This window comes from Flammeovirga agarivorans, assembly GCF_012641475.1.
Taxonomy (GTDB): Bacteria; Bacteroidota; Bacteroidia; order Cytophagales; family Flammeovirgaceae; genus Flammeovirga; species Flammeovirga agarivorans.
Genome location: NZ_JABAIL010000004.1, coordinates 552,507 through 570,559, shown reverse-complemented (window position 1 = coordinate 570,559; position 18,053 = coordinate 552,507). Strand labels below are relative to the sequence as shown.

The window sequence follows — 18,053 nt, the reverse complement described above, 5'->3', positions numbered from 1 at the left end:
TCACTGATAAGGTGAATGCCATTTTTTGTAATTCAATATTCTAATTACATGTTTAGTCCAATTTTTTCTTTTTGATCGAATGGAACTTTAAATGTAACTCCAATTACTTTAGTTTTGATATATCCAGTATATCGAACTTCAAAATCTTCACCAGTAGCCATGTCAATCAAACCTCCAAGGAAGTTAGAAAATAAAGCTTTTGGAGGAAATTGAACTTCCAATGGAAGACTAAACTCGGATTTCTTTTTTGCCTCCGAAGAGACTTTCTGATCAACGTTTCCAATCATATTACCATTGATTAAAACATCGACATGAATCTCTTCAATAGTGATTGACACACCATTTGGATTATATAATACGGCATCTGCTTTCACAACAAAATTCCCATCTTCTAATGAGAACATTTCCATATTTTCTAATGAAACAAATTCTGGAGATTCTGGTCCACAAGATGTTGTAGAGAGTAATACAATAAGTGAAAATAAGTATTGAAAGAATGTTTGAGTTCTCATTATAAAAAAGTGTATAATCTGTTTATAAAAGTATATTACAATTATAGTTCTATTTTAGAAAAAATACCCAAAATAATAGGATCAATCCAAGGATTTAGCGTATTGAAAAAAGATCGAGTTGATAAAGAGAAATAATTAAATGACCTTTATTTATTGAAATAAAGACTATTTCATAAACAAAGTGGTAATAATTGTTAATTGATATAACAAAGAAGAATTATAGAGGTTTTTCGTGTTATTTTTGTTTAAATCTATGGTTTACATTGACTACTCACAAAATATTCTATCTGTCTCTCGTAAATATAGGTTACCATTTTATGACAATTTGCTGTTGACTTTAATAAACGAAATAACCTAGATTTTAGGAACATTATGACAATATCATCAATGATTCAACCCGAAAAGAAAGTACACTTTTTCCAAATTATAGAATTCTCTGTATATCGTTTCTATGTTCTATTAAAAGAAGGAAGAGGCAATATCGGAGATGGCCGTCAATGCTTTAAGTTGAAAGGTAGAGGTGTGAACCTCTATTCGAAAAGAGATTTTTTAGAATATAACGATATCGAAGAAGGCTTTTTTGATGAGCTATGCCATGAGTTGTGGATAGTTTCAAATAAGACTCCAAATTGGGATATCGACAGACTGTTTGCTTATAAAAATGAAATAACTGAAAATGTTCATAACATCATGGAGGCAAAGACCTTAAATGATTTAGAACTTTATATCAGTGATTCAAAAACGGCAAATTTTATTTTTACTTTTTTGATGCATTTTTCAAATACATCTCTCAATGTTAATCATGGAGAAACTCCTGAACCAACAGAAAAAGAGATAGAAAAAGTTGTGCATGAAACAATTGAACCAGATTCATCCTTTCATGTAGAAATATTAAACCGTTTTCAAGTTCTTGAAAATAGAGTGAAAAGCCTTGAGACGGAAAACAAACGCTTAGAAACTCAAGAAAAAGACTATATCGATAAAATTCATCAGTTAGAGTCTGAATTGAAACGTATTGATAAAATTGATGAGACTTTAGAAATGATTCATATCGCTAGAAAAAAGTCTCTTCAAGAAATATCAGATAATACAGACCAGAAATTCAGTGATCTTATTGAAAAGATTAATGGATTGAAGGAAAATAGCTTTAACAAAGAGTCTATCCGTGAGTTTTTGGTGAAACTTGAAAACATGGAAACTCAGATTTCTGATATTAAATCAGAATTTGTAAAAGAAGATGCTCTTCAAACGTTTACAATGCAATTAGAGAAATTGAATAAAGAAGTGAATCATATCTCTGATGAACATGGAAACGAGTTAAAGAAAATAGAACTTCGATTTACTAAGATTAAAGGAGAACGTTTGGAGCTTCGTGATAAGATGGAACTTATTGAAGAAGTGACAAAGGAGAACTTTGAAAAGATTGAAAGTAAGTTAAGCGATGAGGTAGAACAAATAGGCAAGATTGCTGATGAAATGACTCATCGTCAACAAGAGCTTCAGACTTTATTACAATCACAAATTGTTGAAAATAAAGGGCATGTGGATCAAACATTTGAAAACCTGGCAACAATTATTGATGAAGTAAAAGAAAAGCAACATGATGCTTGGATCAAAATCAATGAACTAATTGGGAAATCTAAGGATTCACAGGGTAGTGGTTCTTCAGATTCTAATACTAAGATGGTTATTGAACCAACTAAAGTTGAGTCTGATTCAAGTATAAAATATATAGATGTTTTTTATGCTGAACCTGATGGGAATGGCTTCTTAACCAACTTGTCAAGTAAGAAACTTTCTTACAAACATGTATACAAAATCAATGTAATTGATGATGCTACAGCAGATTTTGAGTTTGTCAATGATGATGAATCTACAAGGACATTAAATATGAATCTAGCTGTAATGTTTGATGAGTATATGGTGGATAATGGAACAAAAGGACCAAGTATGTCACTTTCGTTATATGGCGAAGCCAAAAAGGTGAGAGGCTTAAATGCTTGGAGAGTCAGCAAAAAAGCAATGATCACTAGACGTTAACTAACGTTGTGTATGATTTTCTAAATGGTTAGGGTTGCCAGATATGGTTACTTTACTCAATGTAGATTGAAAGATTGTGGCATTATTAGAGGCGTGTATGTTAATTTCAGACACGCCTTTTGCTTTTGCCTTAATATCTTTTGTTTTAAAATCTTGACCATTGAAAATACTTCCACCATTTGTCATTAACAGAACATCGTCACAATTTCCATTAACATCTAATTCGGCAGCTCCTGAAAGATCGAAAGCTGTAAATTTTGCTGATAAATCATAAATATCAGCCTTTACATTTCCAGCTAATTTAATAGCTAACGAATCGATTTGTACAGGTTCATCAATTCTAAGATCACCAGTTCCTTCAAATTTTAATAACTCTATATTGTTTGTCATGATCACAATATCAGTGAAGTTATTCTTGTTCTCAGAAGGGTAGACTCTTAAACTATTACCGATCTTTTTAATATTTAATGGGTTGTTATTGTCTTTCTTATACTTTACAATTGAACCTTTTACTCGATGGTCAACTTTCAAATGCAGGTTGATATTTCCATAGACAATAACGGAGTCGAGTGTATTTTTGAATTTCTTGTATTCAATATATGATTTAGGCCTTGAAGGTGTTGGTGTTGGTCTTGGAGTTTGGAAAGAAAATAAGTTTCCTGTAAAAACATCAATATCATGATGATTAAAAACTAACAATTCATCGGCATTTACAATATGAATACTTTCATGAGATAAATATTGAGATAAGTCTTTGTTTACCTTAAATGGAACACCTTCTGGAATAAAGACCTTTAGTTTTAATTTCTGTTTTCTATATTTTGCCCCTCTTGGAAAACTAAAGTGAGATGAAAGAATCACTTTATTCTCTTTAATCATGGATAAGTAATCGATGGCCTTCGCATTTTTAATAGCATTCTCTCTTGTTTTACCTAAACCTTCTTGTAAGAAAACAAGTTTTAAGTCCTTACCGTCGTAAGAATCCAAATCAATGTCCACTTCGTTTAAACCGATTTTCCCAACCTTATCGTACTGTAAGTCAATAAAACCGTTTTTTATCGGAATAAAAACTTCTTCTTTATGCGTAGCTTGATTATCAAAATTATGTACAGACATATTTAATGCTGTAAATAAAAGGATACTTGAAATAACACTAAGGACTAATAAGAAGATGATTGGTGTGGTCTTAACTACTTTCTTAAAAGTCATTAGCCCGACGGACAAAATCAGTGTTAATGATACTACAGAAAGTAACTGGATAAGACTAATAATGGCTGTTGTATTCGGAATACTATACTGAATTGTCATCAATAGGTTTCTATCAATATCAGTAAGAATTTCATTATTTATATCAGATGAGACGTATGTCATTACATCATGTAATGGAATTAATTTCAAGGCTATGCCTAGAGCAGGGAAGCCAATGAAGATCATTGAGATAGAAATAATAAATAAGATAGCTCCAAAAACAAAGCTAACGATCTTCAACAATTCAAATAGAAATGGGCTGACATTAATGTTTCCAATATATTGACCAACTTTATTAAAAGCATTCTGAATCGTTTCTTGGTTTATATTATTGTCCTGTAAGGTCTTAGTGAGATAATTCTCAATCTCCTCTAAGTTAAATGCCTTGCCTTTACTTTGAAATTTATCTTTTAGGGTTCTAGAATAAGGTGTAACCACCCAAATCACAATATATAACAGTATAAAGGGTTTGTAGAAATAAGCTAATAGGAGAAAAGTAATGCGAATAGCATGTATGTTTATACCTAAATAATTACTTAATCCAGAACTTATTCCAGCGATCACTTGATTCTCCTTATCTCTAAAGAATAAGCGAGTATTTTGATTTCTTTTAATATTACGTTGCTCTGGTAACAACATCCATAGTGTAAGATAACCAAGAAAACAAATGACAAGAGGTACTTTTGAAGTACCCAATACCATCAATGGGAACAAACATAAAAGTCTAATCCATAATGGGTCTGTATTAAGTATATGAGCTATACCCGCTGCAACACCACCTATTTGTTGTCTATCCGTATCTCTATATAGTTTATGGAAGAACTCCTTAATAGTATCAAGAGTGACATTATTTACTAAGGAAAAAGATTTCTTCTGATCGAAATTGGTAGAAAAATTTGTGTTCTTTTTGAACTTTGGAAGCTCAAATCCTTCCGGAGTACCCAATATCTCAATACATTCTATAACTTCTAATTCCGATAAGAAATCAAATTCGTCTTTTACGTATGGAATTAATAACTCAGAGAGTTTGTACTCTAATTCTGTGATAATGAGTGAAGCATCTTTAAAATTCTTCAGATGTTGTTGAAGGGCATACTTGTAGTTCACCAAAATGTCCTTTGCATCTTCAGTTATTTTAAAATTCGTATTTCCAATATGTATACTACTTAGTATCACTCAATAGAAGTTTATTAATAATTAGGTACTATTTACATCTTAATATTAATAGAATGGAATCTAAAATCTTACCAATACATTGTTTTTGTTAATTAATTAACTGTAAAACATTGATAAACAGTATATTGACTATTATTTTACTATTAGTGATGCTATTATTAAACTTTTTTAAGAGTGTTCATTTTTGTACAATTTGAACACAAATAATTATTATATATGGACTACTTTCTTATCTTTATAGTATCTAATTTTACAAAACATCATATTATTAAACATGAAATTTTTTATTGGTTTTATCTTTCTTCTGTATGGTTTTACAGCAAACGCACAATGCGAAAAGTGTCCTCCTACAGACGAAAAAGCTAATTATTGTTATACTGATACTAGATTTGAGGGTTTGTGTGCTAAATTTGTTTCAGATAAGCAATACTTTTATTTTGGTAAAAAGAAAAAAGCTAAACGAATTGATATCAACTTTGATAAAGCAGACGATTTATTGACATATAAGGGTTTAACTCTTGATAAAAAATTAAAGCTAACTGCTAATGATTTATTATTTATTCAATTAGCCATTGAAACTTGGAACGTTGAAAAGAAGAAAATTGGTTATGATTTTCTAAGTTCTGGTTTAGGAATAAAAGTATTGAAAGAAGGTACAGGTGAGACACCTCAAAAAGGCCAAGAAGTAGTAGTACACTATTCAGGTTTTTTAGAGAACGGTGAAAAGTTTGATAGTTCAAGAGATCGAAATAGCCCTTTTACGTTTAGAGTAGGTGTAGGCCAAGTGATCAAAGGTTGGGATGAAGGTGTTTTAAATCTTCCAGTGGGATCCAGAGCCATGTTGATGATCCCTTCAGAGTTAGGTTATGGCTCTAGAAATGTTGGTCCAATTCCAGCAAATTCGACCTTATATTTTGACATAGAAGTCCTTGACGCTAAATAAATTGTTAATGAATTTAATTTTTTAAACTTTTTTGGGTTGTTATAGAATCTTTTTTAGTCTTAAACGCGTTTATAAGTGTAAGACATCCATTTAAAATTCTGCTATTATGAGTATTAAAAACATTCTATTTTCAGCCTTTATTTTTTTCGGTTTTTCGTCAAATATTTTTGCCCAAGGTCTTAATAGTTACGATTTCTTAACTGATGAGACTCAGGAAATTATCAACGACATCGAAAAGAAGAATGATATTTTAGAGAATACTCAATCTATTGTAGTAAAAGAAAATAATGGAGAGAAATATGATTTAGAATATTCGAAGTTTTTTGAAAATAAATTTAATAAAGAAGGAGATGATAAATTAAATGTTTTATCAAATTCTGATTCAGCTTTAACCCCAGTGGTTACAATTAACAATGGGGGGAAACCAATTTATAAACCTGTTGCTGAAGCAGTATCAGTTGTACAATCTGATGGAACAAATGTTTACTATGCAAACAGTGATAAAATCATGGGAGCTAGTAATGTTTTACCTGGTGCTAGAATTTTAGTAATCTCTTTAAAGAAAGAATAACACTTAATATATAAAATGTAGAAAGGCTTTTTGATTTAAATCAAAAAGCCTTTTTTTATTTCTTGCTAAGTGTCACAACTAAAATAAATTTCTTAGCTAGCAATTGAATGTGGTTTATCAGATAATATAGTAGAGATATGTACACTAGCATCTTCTGCTAAGTCATCAATATCTTCGATCAGATCGTCATCACTTTCTGATACATACCATACAATAGATATTGTTTTACCTTTTGATTGCCAATCTTTTAGACACTTAAGAATGTTATAAATTCCCTTATTTGATGCAGTATCAAAATAGCTAACACAAAAGCTTAAAGAAAAATGTTGGTTTGTCATAAAATAGTCATCAATCCACATGACAATGTCATTATAAAGTTGATGTGCATTAGGGTGGTAAGATTCGCCGATAATGCTTCCTTTTCTTTGAGCTGATTGAAGGCAAATTTGTGGGATTTGCGCATTTTTGTTCTCCTTGTTAATTATTAAATCATTCATTGGATCAGTTAGTTCGAATTATACAATCGGAATACACAAATGTGTTAATACACAGAGTTTATACTGTAATTATAACGTAATGAGTACACTTATACAATTTGTTCTTTAAAAAATTATACGAATTAACTGATTTTCATGAAATAATCCATTAAAGCAGGGAGCCCAATTGTACCGTTTTCTTTTATACAATGGACCTCTGACTTATTAATATTTTCAGGAATATTTGGATCAACCAAGAATAACTTACAATTTTTTGAAGTGTAATGTAACAAGCTTGCAGCAGGATAAACTTGTAATGATGTTCCTACAATTACGAAGTAATCAGCTTCAGAAGTAAGTTGCATAGCTTTTTCCATCATTGGTACATCTTCTCCAAACCAAACAATATTTGGACGTAATTGACTTCCTTTTTCACAGAGATCACCCATGTCGAGTGAAGTTCCTTCTATTGGGTAAATTAATGACTCATCCGCAGTACTTCTCGATTCAAATAATTTACCATGGAGGTGTAAAACATAAGAAGAACCAGCTTTTTCATGTAGGTGGTCTACATTCTGAGTAATGATCTTTACATCAAAATATTTTTCTAATTCAACTAATGTAAGGTGACCTTTGTTAGGTACTGCATCTATTCCTTGTTCCCGTCTTTTATTATAAAACTCTAGGACTAACTCAGGGTTTTTCTCCCAGCCAATAGGAGAGGCAACATCCATAATATCATGACCTTCCCATAATCCATCACTTCCTCTAAATGTAGCTATACCACTTTCGGCACTAATACCTGCACCAGTTAATACAACGATTTTCTTTTTTTTCATGAAAAATTCCTTTTAAACGTTGTATAATATATGTGTAAATGTCATTTAAAGAAAGTATTATTGTCAGAAATTAAAACACTTAGAATTTTAAGAATTTATGAAAGCTTGGATTCAGGCATTTAGATTAAGAACTCTACCGCTAGCTTTATCTAGCATTATATTAGGTAACTTTTTAGCTTTTAGATCATTAGAGGATTTTTTTAGTAATAAGATATTAGGCTTTACTATACTAACAACTGTATTATTACAAATACTATCCAACTTAGCAAACGATTATGGTGATTCAATACATGGTGCAGATCATGAAGAAAGAGAAGGACCACAAAGAGCTGTACAAAGTGGACAAATTACTTTAGGTGCAATGAAAGCAGCTGTAATTCTCTTTAGTGCTCTTTCACTATTGAGTGGTCTTTATCTATTATATATAAGTCTTACTAGCTGGGAAGAATTTTTATCATTCCTAGGATTAGGTATTTTATCTATCATAGCAGCGATAACTTATACTGCTGGAAAAAAACCTTACGGTTATGCTGGACTTGGTGATTTAAGCGTAATGATATTTTTTGGTTGGGTAGGTGTTATTGGTAGTTATTATTTACAGGTGAAAACATTTGACCTATCATTAATATTTCCTGCTACTTCTTGTGGTATGTTGGCAGTTGCAGTATTGAATGTGAATAATATCAGGGATATAGAATCTGATATAAAAGCAGGAAAGAAATCAGTTCCTGTAAGGATAGGACGAAAAGCAGCAGTAATGTATCATTGGGTACTATTATTTGGGGCTATGATTTGTGGTTTAGTTTATGTTTATCTCAATTATTTTTCTCCGTTCCAATGGTTATTTGTACTTACTTTTCCATTGTTGAGAAAAAATGGTTGGGCTGTTACTAAACTGACACAACCTGCAGAGCTTGACCCATATTTAAAACAAATGGCAATGACTTCTCTTTTGTTTTCTTTGACTTTTGGAATTGGACAGGTTTTACCAAACTACATTAGCTTACCTTTTTAATTTAGATCAAAAATGAATCAGCAAAGATTAGATCAATTGTTTGACTTCTATAAAGAGGACCCTAACGATCCTTTTATAATATATGGTATTGCCACTGAATATGCTTCTGATGAAGATTGGGATAAGGCTTTAGAATATTATAAGATCTTACTAAAAGATCATGAAGAGTATGCTGGTACATATTACCATGCCGCTAGAGCTTTTGCTGAAAACGGTCAATCAGAAGAGGCTGAAGCTGTATACGTAAAAGGCTTAGAAATCTGTAAGAAAGTAAACGATCAGCATGCCTTGAAAGAACTTCAAACTGCTTATACAAACTTTCAATTAGAAGACGACGATGAGTGGTAAAAAAGTATTTTCTCTGACGAAATTAAATACTAGTATTGGAAAGCACCTTAACAAAGTTTCAGGTGCTTTTTGGATTAAGGCAGAAATTGCACAATTAAATTTCCGTTCGGGGCATGTATATCTCGAATTTGTAGAAAAAGAGGGTGATATGATTGTTGCAAAATCTAGAGCCACAATTTGGAAAGGAGAATATCAAGTATTTGAACATCGTTTAGGGGAGTTACTTTTTCAGGTTTTAAAACAAGGAGCTGAAATTATAGCTGAAGTAGAAATATCTTTTCATAACGTATATGGGCTTTCCTTAAATATTTTAGATCTCGATGATAGTTATACTATTGGAGAATTAGAGAGAAAGAGAAAGCTTGCCATTGAAAAACTATATAAGGAGGGTAAGGTTGAGCTTCAAGGAAAGTTGAAATTACCTATTGTGCCTCAAAGATTAGCAATAATTTCTTCTGCTATTGCTGCAGGATATGAAGACTTCATGCATCAATTAAAGAACAACCAGCAAGGATACAAATTTAAGATTGACCTATTTGAAACTGCAGTTCAAGGTGATAAAGCGACTTCTATGCTTATTGAGCAATTGAAGAAAATTCAACTTTCGAATGAAGATTATGATGCAATAATCATTATAAGAGGCGGTGGTGCAAAGATGGATTTGTATGCTTTTGATCAATATGAAATAGGAAAAGAAATATCAAAAGCATCGATTCCTGTGATAACAGGGATAGGGCATGAAAAAGATGAAACAATTGCTGATATAGTTGCTTTCCTCAATTTGAAGACGCCAACTGCCGTAGCAGAATTTTTGATTAATAGAGTGTATACCTATGATCAAAATATAGAGATTCTCTTAAATAATATTAGTGACGATATTAAGGACTTAGTAGAGGATAATAGATACTCTTTCGAATTACAGGTGGCAAAGCTTTTTCCTAAATTTTCTAGTAGGATTATAAATGAATCAAATCATTTAAAGCTCTCTTATTCCAAAATCAAAGAAAAATCATTTTCTCAATTAAATAGAAATCAATACCAGTTAAGCCGAAGTAGTGATTATTTAAGAAGTCTTCCTAGTCAACTAAAATATAGTAGGAAGGAATTGGATAACTATCTATATCGTATTGAGAGGGAAATAAAATCTACAATATCATCTGAAGAGAAAAATATTGAACTAATTGACCTTAAAATCGAAAGTAAGGATCCTCAACGAATTTTAGAAAAAGGTTATTCAATGACTGTGAAAAATGGCCGATTAATAGATCCAAATTCTATAAAGGAAGGAGATGTACTAGAAACAAGGACAAAAGATCATAGAATTGAGAGTATCGTTAAGAAAATTGATAAATTAATGTAATAATTGTATTCAGAGACTGTAAATTGCATCTCGAATTGATTTTACTTATGTCAGAGCAAAAAGAAAATATAACCTACGAAGCCGCTTTACAGGAACTTCAAGAAATTCAGAATAAATTGGATGGAGATGAAGTGCCTATAGATGACCTTTCTAAATTGGCTAAACGAGCAAAAGAGTTGGTAAAAATGTGTAAAGAGAAACTCGGAACCATTGAATCTGAACTGACAGATATTTTTTCAGAAGATAAAGAATAATGTATTCATTATATAAATGAAAGGAACATCAAATCTACCTTATTTTATTTCTAAACGGCTAAGTGCTCACCGAAATAATTCTTTTACAAAATTAATTTCTAAGATTGCTATAGGCAGTGTTGCTTTGGGAGTTGGAGCATTAATTCTTGCTTTTTCTATTTTTTATGGTTTCAAAGAAGGAATTGAAGACAAGTTATTTCTTCATGTTGGTCATATGAATGTAGAAAAATTTACGATGAACAGGAGTAAAGAAGAACCTCCTGTGAACGTAAATAATTCCGATCTATATTTAAAGAAGGACAGCTTGCCTAAGGTTAAGAACGTATATAATTACGCACATAAATGGGGGCTTTTAAAATCTAATGACGAGGTCTCAGGTATTCTAATTAAAGGATTATCTAAAGATTATGATATAAGTCGTTGGGAAAATGATATGGTCTCTGGAAAATTTCCTGATTTGGAGAGCTTAAAAAATGGTTCAAAATATATTGTTATCAGTCAAGTGATGGCAAAGAAAATGAACTTAAATGTAGGAGATGATATTATAGTCTATTTCATACAACAACCTCCAAAAGCAAGGAAAATGAAAGTCTCGGGAATCTATAATACAGGTTTGGAAGATTTTGATGAATTAGTTGCCTATGGTGATATCAATTTAGTTAGAAGACTAAATTCTTGGGGAGATTCATTAGTTGGAGGAATGGAAATTCTTATCGATAACTTCGATGAATTAGATGCAGTTGGAGAGGAGATTGATGAAAACTTTGTGGATGTACATCTGATCATGCGAAGTGTGAAAGATAAATATGCTCACTTTTTTGATTGGTTTCAGATGTTGTATAACAATGTTTGGATTTTCTTAATTGTTATTATCAGTGTTGCCATATTTAATGTGATCTCCATTATGTTGATTCTCATCATGGAAAGAACAGCGATGATTGGTACTTTTAAAGCCCTTGGAGCGACTAACAATTTACTCCAAAAGATCTTTATTTATGATGGGATAAGAATGGCTGTAAAAGGGATGATTATCGGAAACCTAATCAGTTTAGGTTTCGGTGTTTTACAATTGAATTTCAAATTAATTCCACTGGAAGCATCTACTTATTATTTGGATTATGTTCCATTTAGTTTCCATTGGGATACGATTCTATTTGTGAATTTAACTGTGATATTATTAACTTCAGTAGGGCTTCTAATACCTACTTCTATAGTTTTAGGTATCTCACCAATAAAATCTATAAAATTTAATTAGGTGAATTTATCTTAAAGATGTAGAATTCAAACAATTTGATCTTTCTATCACTTGTAGAAAAAGATAAAAATTATAAAATTTGTACTGAGATTAACTTGTGAGGAACTCCCTCGAAATGCAGCAAGTTATTTTCTAAGAAACCATCTCAATTGAGGTGGTTTTTTTATAAAAAAAGAGAGTGATTCACTATGAATCACTCTCTTTTTTAGTTATTGAATATCTATTAATAAATCTCAGGGAATGTAACTGGATCTACTTCATTCATAATATTATATGCAGCTTCAAATATATCTTCTGCGTTTGGTTTAGAGAAATAATCTCCGTCTGTTGAGTAAGCAGGTCGATGAGGACGAGCAGCAATACAAACTGGACTAGAATCTAATAAATCAAATGACTGTTGTTCATCAATCACTTTTTGCATCAGATACCCTGTAGTACCACCTGGCATATCTTCATCAGCAAAAATTACACGGTTAGTCTTTCTGATAGACTCTTTAATCATATGATTTACATCAAATGGTAGTAAAGTTTGAACGTCAATTACTTCAACATTAATACCAATTTTTGCCAATTGATCTGCTGCTTCCATCACGATTCTACACATAGAACCGTAAGTAACAATAGTAATATCAGACCCTTCTCTAATGACCTCTGGAACACCTAATGGCGTACAAACATCGTCTAAATTATTTGGCATTTTTTCCTTTAAACGGTAGCCATTTAGACATTCAATGATTAAAGCTGGTTCATCTGATTTCAACATTGTGTTATAGAAACCAGCAGCTCTAGTCATGTTACGAGGTACTAGGAAATTAATACCACGAAGTGAATTTAATAATGCGGCAATAGGAGAACCAGAGTGCCAAACACCTTCTAGTCTATGCCCCCTTGTGCGAATAATAACAGGAGCCTTCTGTCCACCTTTAGTACGGTATTGTAAACAAGCTAAGTCGTCTGATAAAGTTGACATAGCATAGTATATATAGTCCAGATACTGAATTTCAATAATTGGTTTTAAACCTCTTAATGCAGCTCCAATACCTTGACCTAAAATTGTAGTTTCTCTAATACCCGTATCAGTTACTCTGATTTCAGAATACTTATCCTGAAGGCCGGCGAAACCTTGGTTTACGTCACCAATTTTACCTACATCTTCACCAATCGCGAAAACTCTAGGGTCTTTTTCAAAAATCTTATCGAAGGCAGCCTGCATAATTTCTCTACCATCCACCATTGGTGAATCTGGAGAATATTCAGGAGCAACAGGAGGTATCTTTAAAGCAGCCTCATCAGATTCACTATATAAATAACTGCTGTATCTATCGTAGTTTTCTTCTTTTACTTTTTTCAACCATGCTTGCATTTCTGCTTTAACAGGAATGTTTTCAAATCGCATCTCTCTAAGTGCTTTTTTCACAATAGAAATAGCATCTTTTCGAATAGGATTGATGGTCTTTTGTAATTCTTTTGAAAGACGAAGAATATCATTGTTTTGAGGAAGAGAACTTGTAGCTCTTTTTAATAGATCTACTGCCACCTCATAATCTACTTTCATTGATGCCTTGAAAGCATCCCATGCAGCTTTTCTTTCTTCTTTTACTTTATTTAGTGCTGATTTTTCAATAGCATCAATTTCATCTTGAGTAGCAAATCCTTCATCAATTGCCCATTCTTTCATTTTTTTGATACAATCAAACTCATCTTCCCACTTTAAACGATCCTCAGACTTATATCTTTCATGAGAACCAGAAGTAGAATGTCCTTGTGGTTGAGTAACCTCAATAACGTGGATAATTGCAGGAGTATGATTCTTTCTAGCTAAATCAACAGCTTTTTTATATGTATCTACTAAAGCAGGGTAGTCCCAAGCCTTAACAGTAAAGATTTCTAATCCGTTTGTGTCTTTTTCTTTTTGGAATCCAGATAGAGCAGCAGAGACATTATTTTTTGTCATTTGATACTCATTTGGAACAGAAATACCATAACCATCATCCCAAATAGATGTGATCATTGGAATATTTAAGACACCTGCTGCATTAATGGCCTCAAAGAACATGCCTTCAGCAGAAGAGGCATTACCGATAGTACCAAAAGCTACTTCATTACCATTTACTGAGAAGTTTTTGGCAATTTCAGCACCATTTAAGTCTTTATTTTCTCTGTATAACTTTGATGCATAAGCTAGACCAACTAATCTTGGCATTTGACCTGCTGTACAAGATATATCAGAGCTTGAGTTTTTTTGTTTAGTAAGATCTTTCCAAGATCCATCAGGGTTTAAGCTTCTTGTTGAAAAGTGAGCATTCATACAACGACCCGCACTAGAGGGGTCTGCTTCAACATCTGTATGGGCATATAGTTGAGCATAGAATTCTTGGATAGATAATTCACCAATGGCAAACATAAATGTTTGGTCACGATAATAACCTGACCTGAAATCTCCATTTTGGAAAAATTTTGCCATGGCCAATTGAGGTACTTCTTTGCCATCACCGAAAATACCAAATTTGGCTTTTCCCATGAATACCTCTTTTCTACCAATTAAACTAGCGTGTCTACTTTCGATTGCAATTCTCAGGTCTTCGAGGACTTCCTCTTTTGAGAATTTATAATCTAAATTTTGCTTTGTTGTCATCTTAAATGTTGGACAATTTCAGACTTTGATGTCGAATGTATATGTGTTACTTGTAAGGTCCTTGTGGTTAGTATTTACAAGTACAGATTTAATATTTAACGCAAAATTAAGAATAAATAATCGTCTTTTAAACCTAAAATAACTAAAGTGTAATATATACGCTAAAAAACCTATTCTAGAATTCTTCTAGTAAGATTGTAACCTTCTTAATGCTAATGAGTTAGAGGTTACAGTCTTAAAATTGATGATTTTAATTAATCATTCTCCTAACATTGAAAAAGCCTATCAAATTGTATCTGACAGGCTTTTTTCTATTGATTTGCATCGAGAAGTTCTTTATACCTTTCGTATCGATCTAAGATACTTTGTACATAATTGACAGGTTCTTTCCCTCTGGCATATCCAAATTTCACAACCTCATCTCTATAGTATTTTTTATGACTCTTCAGGAGCATATATTTTTCAACATTACCATTCCAAACATTGGGGTCATGGTTAAATTTCTTAGCTAATCTTTGAGCATCAAGAACATGTCCTTGGCCAGCATTGTAAGAAGCTAATACAAATTTAATTCTTTCGTTCGGATCTTCGATACCATCCCAGAAGCCTTCAAGCCACTTTAAATATTTAGTGCCGGCTCTTACATTTTGTCTTGGATCTCTTGGGTTGTTGGCTCCATATTGTTTTGCAGTTGCAGGCATTAATTGCATTAAACCTACAGCACCAACCCATGATTTTGCTTTAGGGTTGAATTTAGATTCTTGATAAACCAAAGATGCTAAAAGCCTCCAATCCCAACCTAAAGGTTTTGCTTGTTCTTTTATAAGGTCATCATATTTAGAAAGTAAACCTCTATGTTCAATAGTACTAAAATACTTACTGTCGAACCTTTTGTGTTGAGCCCTTGTATTCTTAAAGTATTTATTATAGATCACATAAAAATCAGTGGTGTTTTTCATTGAATCCAGCCAGTGACTTACTTTATCTCTTAAGAGAGGGGATTGCTTTCTTGTTGCCCAAGCGATACGTTGAGGAAAACTGATTTCTGTCTCAATATCCAGCTGTGGGTAATAGGTATTATTTACTTTAGCTATATTCTCATCAGCTACTGTGTAATTGATTTTACCTTCAGCTACTCTGTGAATTAATTCCTCAGTAGAGATGTTTTTGTTTTCTAATACAATATTGATGTCTTCACCAGTTTCATCTTCTAAGTTTTCTAATCTTAATTGATAGGGAGTTCCTTCTCGAACATGAACTTCTTTATCTCTTAGTTCAATTACATTTCGGATTACTGCTTTATCAATTTTATGTTTTGGAAGATGTCTCCAGTTCTCAGGTTTTCTTTGTACCAATACCTGTTTGATATTCATTAATGAGCTTGTGAAATCAACAAGTTTTTGCCTTTCTTTTGTGATAGCTAAACCATAAGCAATAATATCACCTTCACCTTTTTGTAAAGCAATTCTAAGGCTATCACTATTGGTTTTTACTTTTACATGAAGTTCTAAGTCTAGATCATCAGCAAGTCTTTTTAAAAGTTCATACTCATAACCCATAGTTTCACCTTTATATACAAAATAAGAGGTAGAGCTATAAGCAGTAAGAGCAATTAACTTTCCTCGTTCTTTTATATCCGATAAATCATGGTTGCTATAAATAATTTCCTCTTTTTCGGGTGTGTCTACAACAACTTCGGTAGCTTCTGATACATCACTTTTTTTTGATGTATTACATGCAGACAGTATGCTAAAAATAAAGAAATAAGAGATAATAGTGTAAAACCGAACTATCATGAATTAGTTGTTAGTAAAAAATTAGTCCTTAGCAAAGATACTATTATAACCGACAATAAATGCCAAAAGTTAATTTTTTTTAATCTATAGAAAACCCAATAACAAGTACGTCGTCTGTTTGTTGTTCGTCTTTTTTCCAATAGTTAAATGTACTATCCAATAGACTGTTTTGAACTTTCATACTCATTGTATGGTGCTTAAATAAAGTTTCTTTAAGTCTTTTGGGCATAAATTTTTTTAATTTTTCACCACCAAATTGGTCTTGGAAACCATCACTATACATGTAAAAGCACATCTTCGAATCGTATGGAAACTCGTGTTTTGTAAAATCCTTGGGAGCTTGGTCAGGATGGAACATACCGATAGGTTGTCGGTCTCCCTTTATTACTATTAGCTCATTATCCTTTGTATAGCATAATGGATTTTTTGCACCAGAAAACGAAACTATCTTCGTTTGAGTATTGAAAACGGTTAGGGCTAAATCCATTCCGTCTTTATTGTTTGTAGTTTCTTGCTTAAGCTTTTTTCTTATTAAATAGTCTAATTGGTTAAGAATTTCGGCAGAATCAAAAATCTGACGATTAACAATAATACTGTTTAAAGATTCTGCTCCTAAGAGAGACATAAATGCACCCGGAACACCATGACCTGTACAATCAACTGCTGCAATCACAATAAAATGATCTTGTTTATAAAACCAGTAAAAGTCACCAGAAACAACATCTCTAGGTTTAAAGAGAATAAATCCGTCTTTTACGATTTCATTAAATCGATTGGTTTGGGGTAAAAAGCAACTCTGAATTTGTTTGGCATAATCTATACTTTCAAAGATAGAGTGGCTCATAGCTTCTATTTCTGTGTCTTTAGTTTTTTCAAGTTCAATATAAGCTCCCTCTAGTTTTTTATTCGACTCTTTCAGCATATCATTCATCACAAAGATCTCCTCGGAGTTTTGTCTTACTTCTTCTTCTGCAGCAATTAATTGGGCATTTGTTTCGACCAATTCATCCATTGTCTTTAATTGCTGATCAACAAAAAACTTTGACAAGAAGAATAGCATTGAAGATATCATTGAAAAATTAATCAGTAATAGAATATTAAAGATCTGATAATTTCTTAACTGTTTTGGGGTAATGTATTCAATTTCATGGTCTACTAAGATGACAATGCCGAGTAATACTACAAAGATTCCGAGCCAATACATTAAGGCTTTGCCTTTGTAGAATGCAAGTGTTGCAGTAAGTGCAAATAAGGACCAAATCATTACAACACCAGTCGATTTTGCTCCTCCTAATATTAATTGAAATATGAAAGGCAAGAGGATAGAAAAGAAAGTTTGTAGTGCTTTATGAATTGCTTTGTCTTCTTTCTTTACCCAAAAATAGATATTGAAAATACTAAAAATTACATAACCTATAGGGATAACGCTAGCTATATCAAGTTCGAAATATAAAGACAATAGCCCCCAAGTGAAACCACCTATGGACATAAAACATGAGAATAGGAAAAAGTTTCTATCAGCTTCTCTCTGAGTGCTTTTTAATATTGATTTTCTTATATTTTGTTTTAGGGCCTTTAACACTGA

General features: G+C 32.1%; 15 protein-coding genes. 8 read left to right on the top strand and 7 right to left on the bottom strand.

Annotated elements, in window-relative coordinates:
- Positions 1–44: 44 nt before the first annotated feature.
- On the bottom strand, positions 45–512 hold the full coding sequence (locus HGP29_RS15255) for an NDR1/HIN1-like protein (RefSeq protein ID WP_168883283.1): 468 nt from the start codon (positions 510–512) through the stop codon (positions 45–47).
- 372 nt (positions 513–884) lie between these two features.
- On the opposite strand from HGP29_RS15255, the gene HGP29_RS15250 reads away from it, so the two are divergent.
- Entirely contained in the window at positions 885–2,552 is a 1,668-nt protein-coding gene (locus HGP29_RS15250) for a coiled-coil domain-containing protein (RefSeq protein WP_168883282.1), read from the top strand.
- Here the strand turns inward: HGP29_RS15250 and HGP29_RS15245 are convergent, their stop codons facing one another.
- Positions 2,553–4,976 (bottom strand): PspC domain-containing protein, encoded by a 2,424-nt coding sequence (locus HGP29_RS15245; RefSeq protein WP_168883281.1) that lies wholly within the window; start codon positions 4,974–4,976, stop codon positions 2,553–2,555. It abuts the gene before it with no gap.
- A 274-nt stretch (positions 4,977–5,250) separates the two neighbouring features.
- On the opposite strand from HGP29_RS15245, the gene HGP29_RS15240 reads away from it, so the two are divergent.
- Together HGP29_RS15240 and HGP29_RS15235 are read left to right on the top strand one after the other, a co-directional pair.
- Positions 5,251–5,919, top strand: coding sequence for an FKBP-type peptidyl-prolyl cis-trans isomerase (locus HGP29_RS15240; protein ID WP_168883280.1), 669 nt, complete (start codon positions 5,251–5,253; stop codon positions 5,917–5,919).
- A gap of 106 nt (positions 5,920–6,025) precedes the next feature.
- Positions 6,026–6,490 carry a hypothetical protein gene (locus tag HGP29_RS15235; RefSeq protein WP_168883279.1) on the top strand — a complete coding sequence of 155 codons (465 nt, stop codon included), beginning with the start codon at positions 6,026–6,028 and terminating at the stop codon, positions 6,488–6,490.
- Between the two features lie 92 nt (positions 6,491–6,582).
- On the opposite strand, the gene HGP29_RS15230 is transcribed toward HGP29_RS15235, so the two are convergent.
- Both HGP29_RS15230 and HGP29_RS15225 read right to left on the bottom strand, forming a co-directional pair.
- Positions 6,583–6,987, bottom strand: a complete 405-nt coding sequence (locus HGP29_RS15230) for a SiaC family regulatory phosphoprotein (protein WP_168883278.1) — start codon at positions 6,985–6,987, stop codon at positions 6,583–6,585.
- Positions 6,988–7,109: 122 nt separating this feature from the next.
- Entirely contained in the window at positions 7,110–7,805 is a 696-nt protein-coding gene (locus HGP29_RS15225) for an SIR2 family NAD-dependent protein deacylase (RefSeq protein WP_168883277.1), read from the bottom strand.
- Positions 7,806–7,902: 97 nt separating this feature from the next.
- Here HGP29_RS15225 and HGP29_RS15220 point away from each other — a divergent pair, with 97 nt between their 5' ends.
- From HGP29_RS15220 to HGP29_RS15200, 5 genes are read left to right on the top strand one after another with little or no spacing between them, the layout of a single operon-like run.
- Positions 7,903–8,820, top strand: a complete 918-nt coding sequence (locus HGP29_RS15220) for a 1,4-dihydroxy-2-naphthoate polyprenyltransferase (protein WP_168883276.1) — start codon at positions 7,903–7,905, stop codon at positions 8,818–8,820.
- Positions 8,821–8,832: 12 nt separating this feature from the next.
- Complete coding sequence (locus HGP29_RS15215; RefSeq protein WP_168883275.1) at positions 8,833–9,168, top strand: tetratricopeptide repeat protein; 336 nt, start codon at positions 8,833–8,835, stop codon at positions 9,166–9,168.
- Positions 9,158–10,528 carry an exodeoxyribonuclease VII large subunit gene (gene xseA / locus HGP29_RS15210; protein ID WP_168883274.1) on the top strand — a complete coding sequence of 457 codons (1,371 nt, stop codon included), beginning with the start codon at positions 9,158–9,160 and terminating at the stop codon, positions 10,526–10,528. Before HGP29_RS15215 ends, xseA begins: the two co-directional genes overlap by 11 nt.
- A gap of 47 nt (positions 10,529–10,575) precedes the next feature.
- Positions 10,576–10,782, top strand: a complete 207-nt coding sequence (gene xseB / locus HGP29_RS15205; protein ID WP_168883273.1) for an exodeoxyribonuclease VII small subunit — start codon at positions 10,576–10,578, stop codon at positions 10,780–10,782.
- Positions 10,783–10,798: 16 nt separating this feature from the next.
- Positions 10,799–12,037, top strand: coding sequence for an ABC transporter permease (locus HGP29_RS15200; RefSeq protein ID WP_168883272.1), 1,239 nt, complete (start codon positions 10,799–10,801; stop codon positions 12,035–12,037).
- A 223-nt stretch (positions 12,038–12,260) separates the two neighbouring features.
- Here the strand turns inward: HGP29_RS15200 and HGP29_RS15195 are convergent, their stop codons facing one another.
- The 3 genes from HGP29_RS15195 to HGP29_RS15185 form a co-directional block, all read right to left on the bottom strand.
- Complete coding sequence (locus tag HGP29_RS15195; protein ID WP_168883271.1) at positions 12,261–14,672, bottom strand: thiamine pyrophosphate-dependent enzyme; 2,412 nt, start codon at positions 14,670–14,672, stop codon at positions 12,261–12,263.
- Between the two features lie 311 nt (positions 14,673–14,983).
- Positions 14,984–16,468 carry an MltF family protein gene (locus tag HGP29_RS15190; RefSeq protein ID WP_168883270.1) on the bottom strand — a complete coding sequence of 495 codons (1,485 nt, stop codon included), beginning with the start codon at positions 16,466–16,468 and terminating at the stop codon, positions 14,984–14,986.
- A gap of 79 nt (positions 16,469–16,547) precedes the next feature.
- Positions 16,548–17,957 (bottom strand): PP2C family protein-serine/threonine phosphatase, encoded by a 1,410-nt coding sequence (locus HGP29_RS15185; protein ID WP_211093304.1) that lies wholly within the window; start codon positions 17,955–17,957, stop codon positions 16,548–16,550.
- Positions 17,958–18,053: the final 96 nt, after the last annotated feature.

Bases quoted from the DNA above. Each gene is read 5' to 3' on its own strand.
- HGP29_RS15195 (WP_168883271.1), bottom strand. From the start codon at position 14,672: ATGACAACAAAGCAAAATTTAGATTATAAATTCTCAAAAGAGGAAGTC.
- HGP29_RS15200 (WP_168883272.1), top strand. From the start codon at position 10,799: ATGAAAGGAACATCAAATCTACCTTATTTTATTTCTAAACGGCTAAGT.
- HGP29_RS15235 (WP_168883279.1), top strand. From the start codon at position 6,026: ATGAGTATTAAAAACATTCTATTTTCAGCCTTTATTTTTTTCGGTTTT.
- HGP29_RS15240 (WP_168883280.1), top strand. From the start codon at position 5,251: ATGAAATTTTTTATTGGTTTTATCTTTCTTCTGTATGGTTTTACAGCA.
- HGP29_RS15250 (WP_168883282.1), top strand. From the start codon at position 885: ATGACAATATCATCAATGATTCAACCCGAAAAGAAAGTACACTTTTTC.
- HGP29_RS15185 (WP_211093304.1), bottom strand. From the start codon at position 17,957: ATGTCCATAGGTGGTTTCACTTGGGGGCTATTGTCTTTATATTTCGAA.
- HGP29_RS15190 (WP_168883270.1), bottom strand. From the start codon at position 16,468: ATGATAGTTCGGTTTTACACTATTATCTCTTATTTCTTTATTTTTAGC.
- HGP29_RS15230 (WP_168883278.1), bottom strand. From the start codon at position 6,987: ATGAATGATTTAATAATTAACAAGGAGAACAAAAATGCGCAAATCCCA.
- HGP29_RS15215 (WP_168883275.1), top strand. From the start codon at position 8,833: ATGAATCAGCAAAGATTAGATCAATTGTTTGACTTCTATAAAGAGGAC.
- xseA (WP_168883274.1), top strand. From the start codon at position 9,158: ATGAGTGGTAAAAAAGTATTTTCTCTGACGAAATTAAATACTAGTATT.
- HGP29_RS15225 (WP_168883277.1), bottom strand. From the start codon at position 7,805: ATGAAAAAAAAGAAAATCGTTGTATTAACTGGTGCAGGTATTAGTGCC.
- xseB (WP_168883273.1), top strand. From the start codon at position 10,576: ATGTCAGAGCAAAAAGAAAATATAACCTACGAAGCCGCTTTACAGGAA.
- HGP29_RS15255 (WP_168883283.1), bottom strand. From the start codon at position 512: ATGAGAACTCAAACATTCTTTCAATACTTATTTTCACTTATTGTATTA.
- HGP29_RS15220 (WP_168883276.1), top strand. From the start codon at position 7,903: ATGAAAGCTTGGATTCAGGCATTTAGATTAAGAACTCTACCGCTAGCT.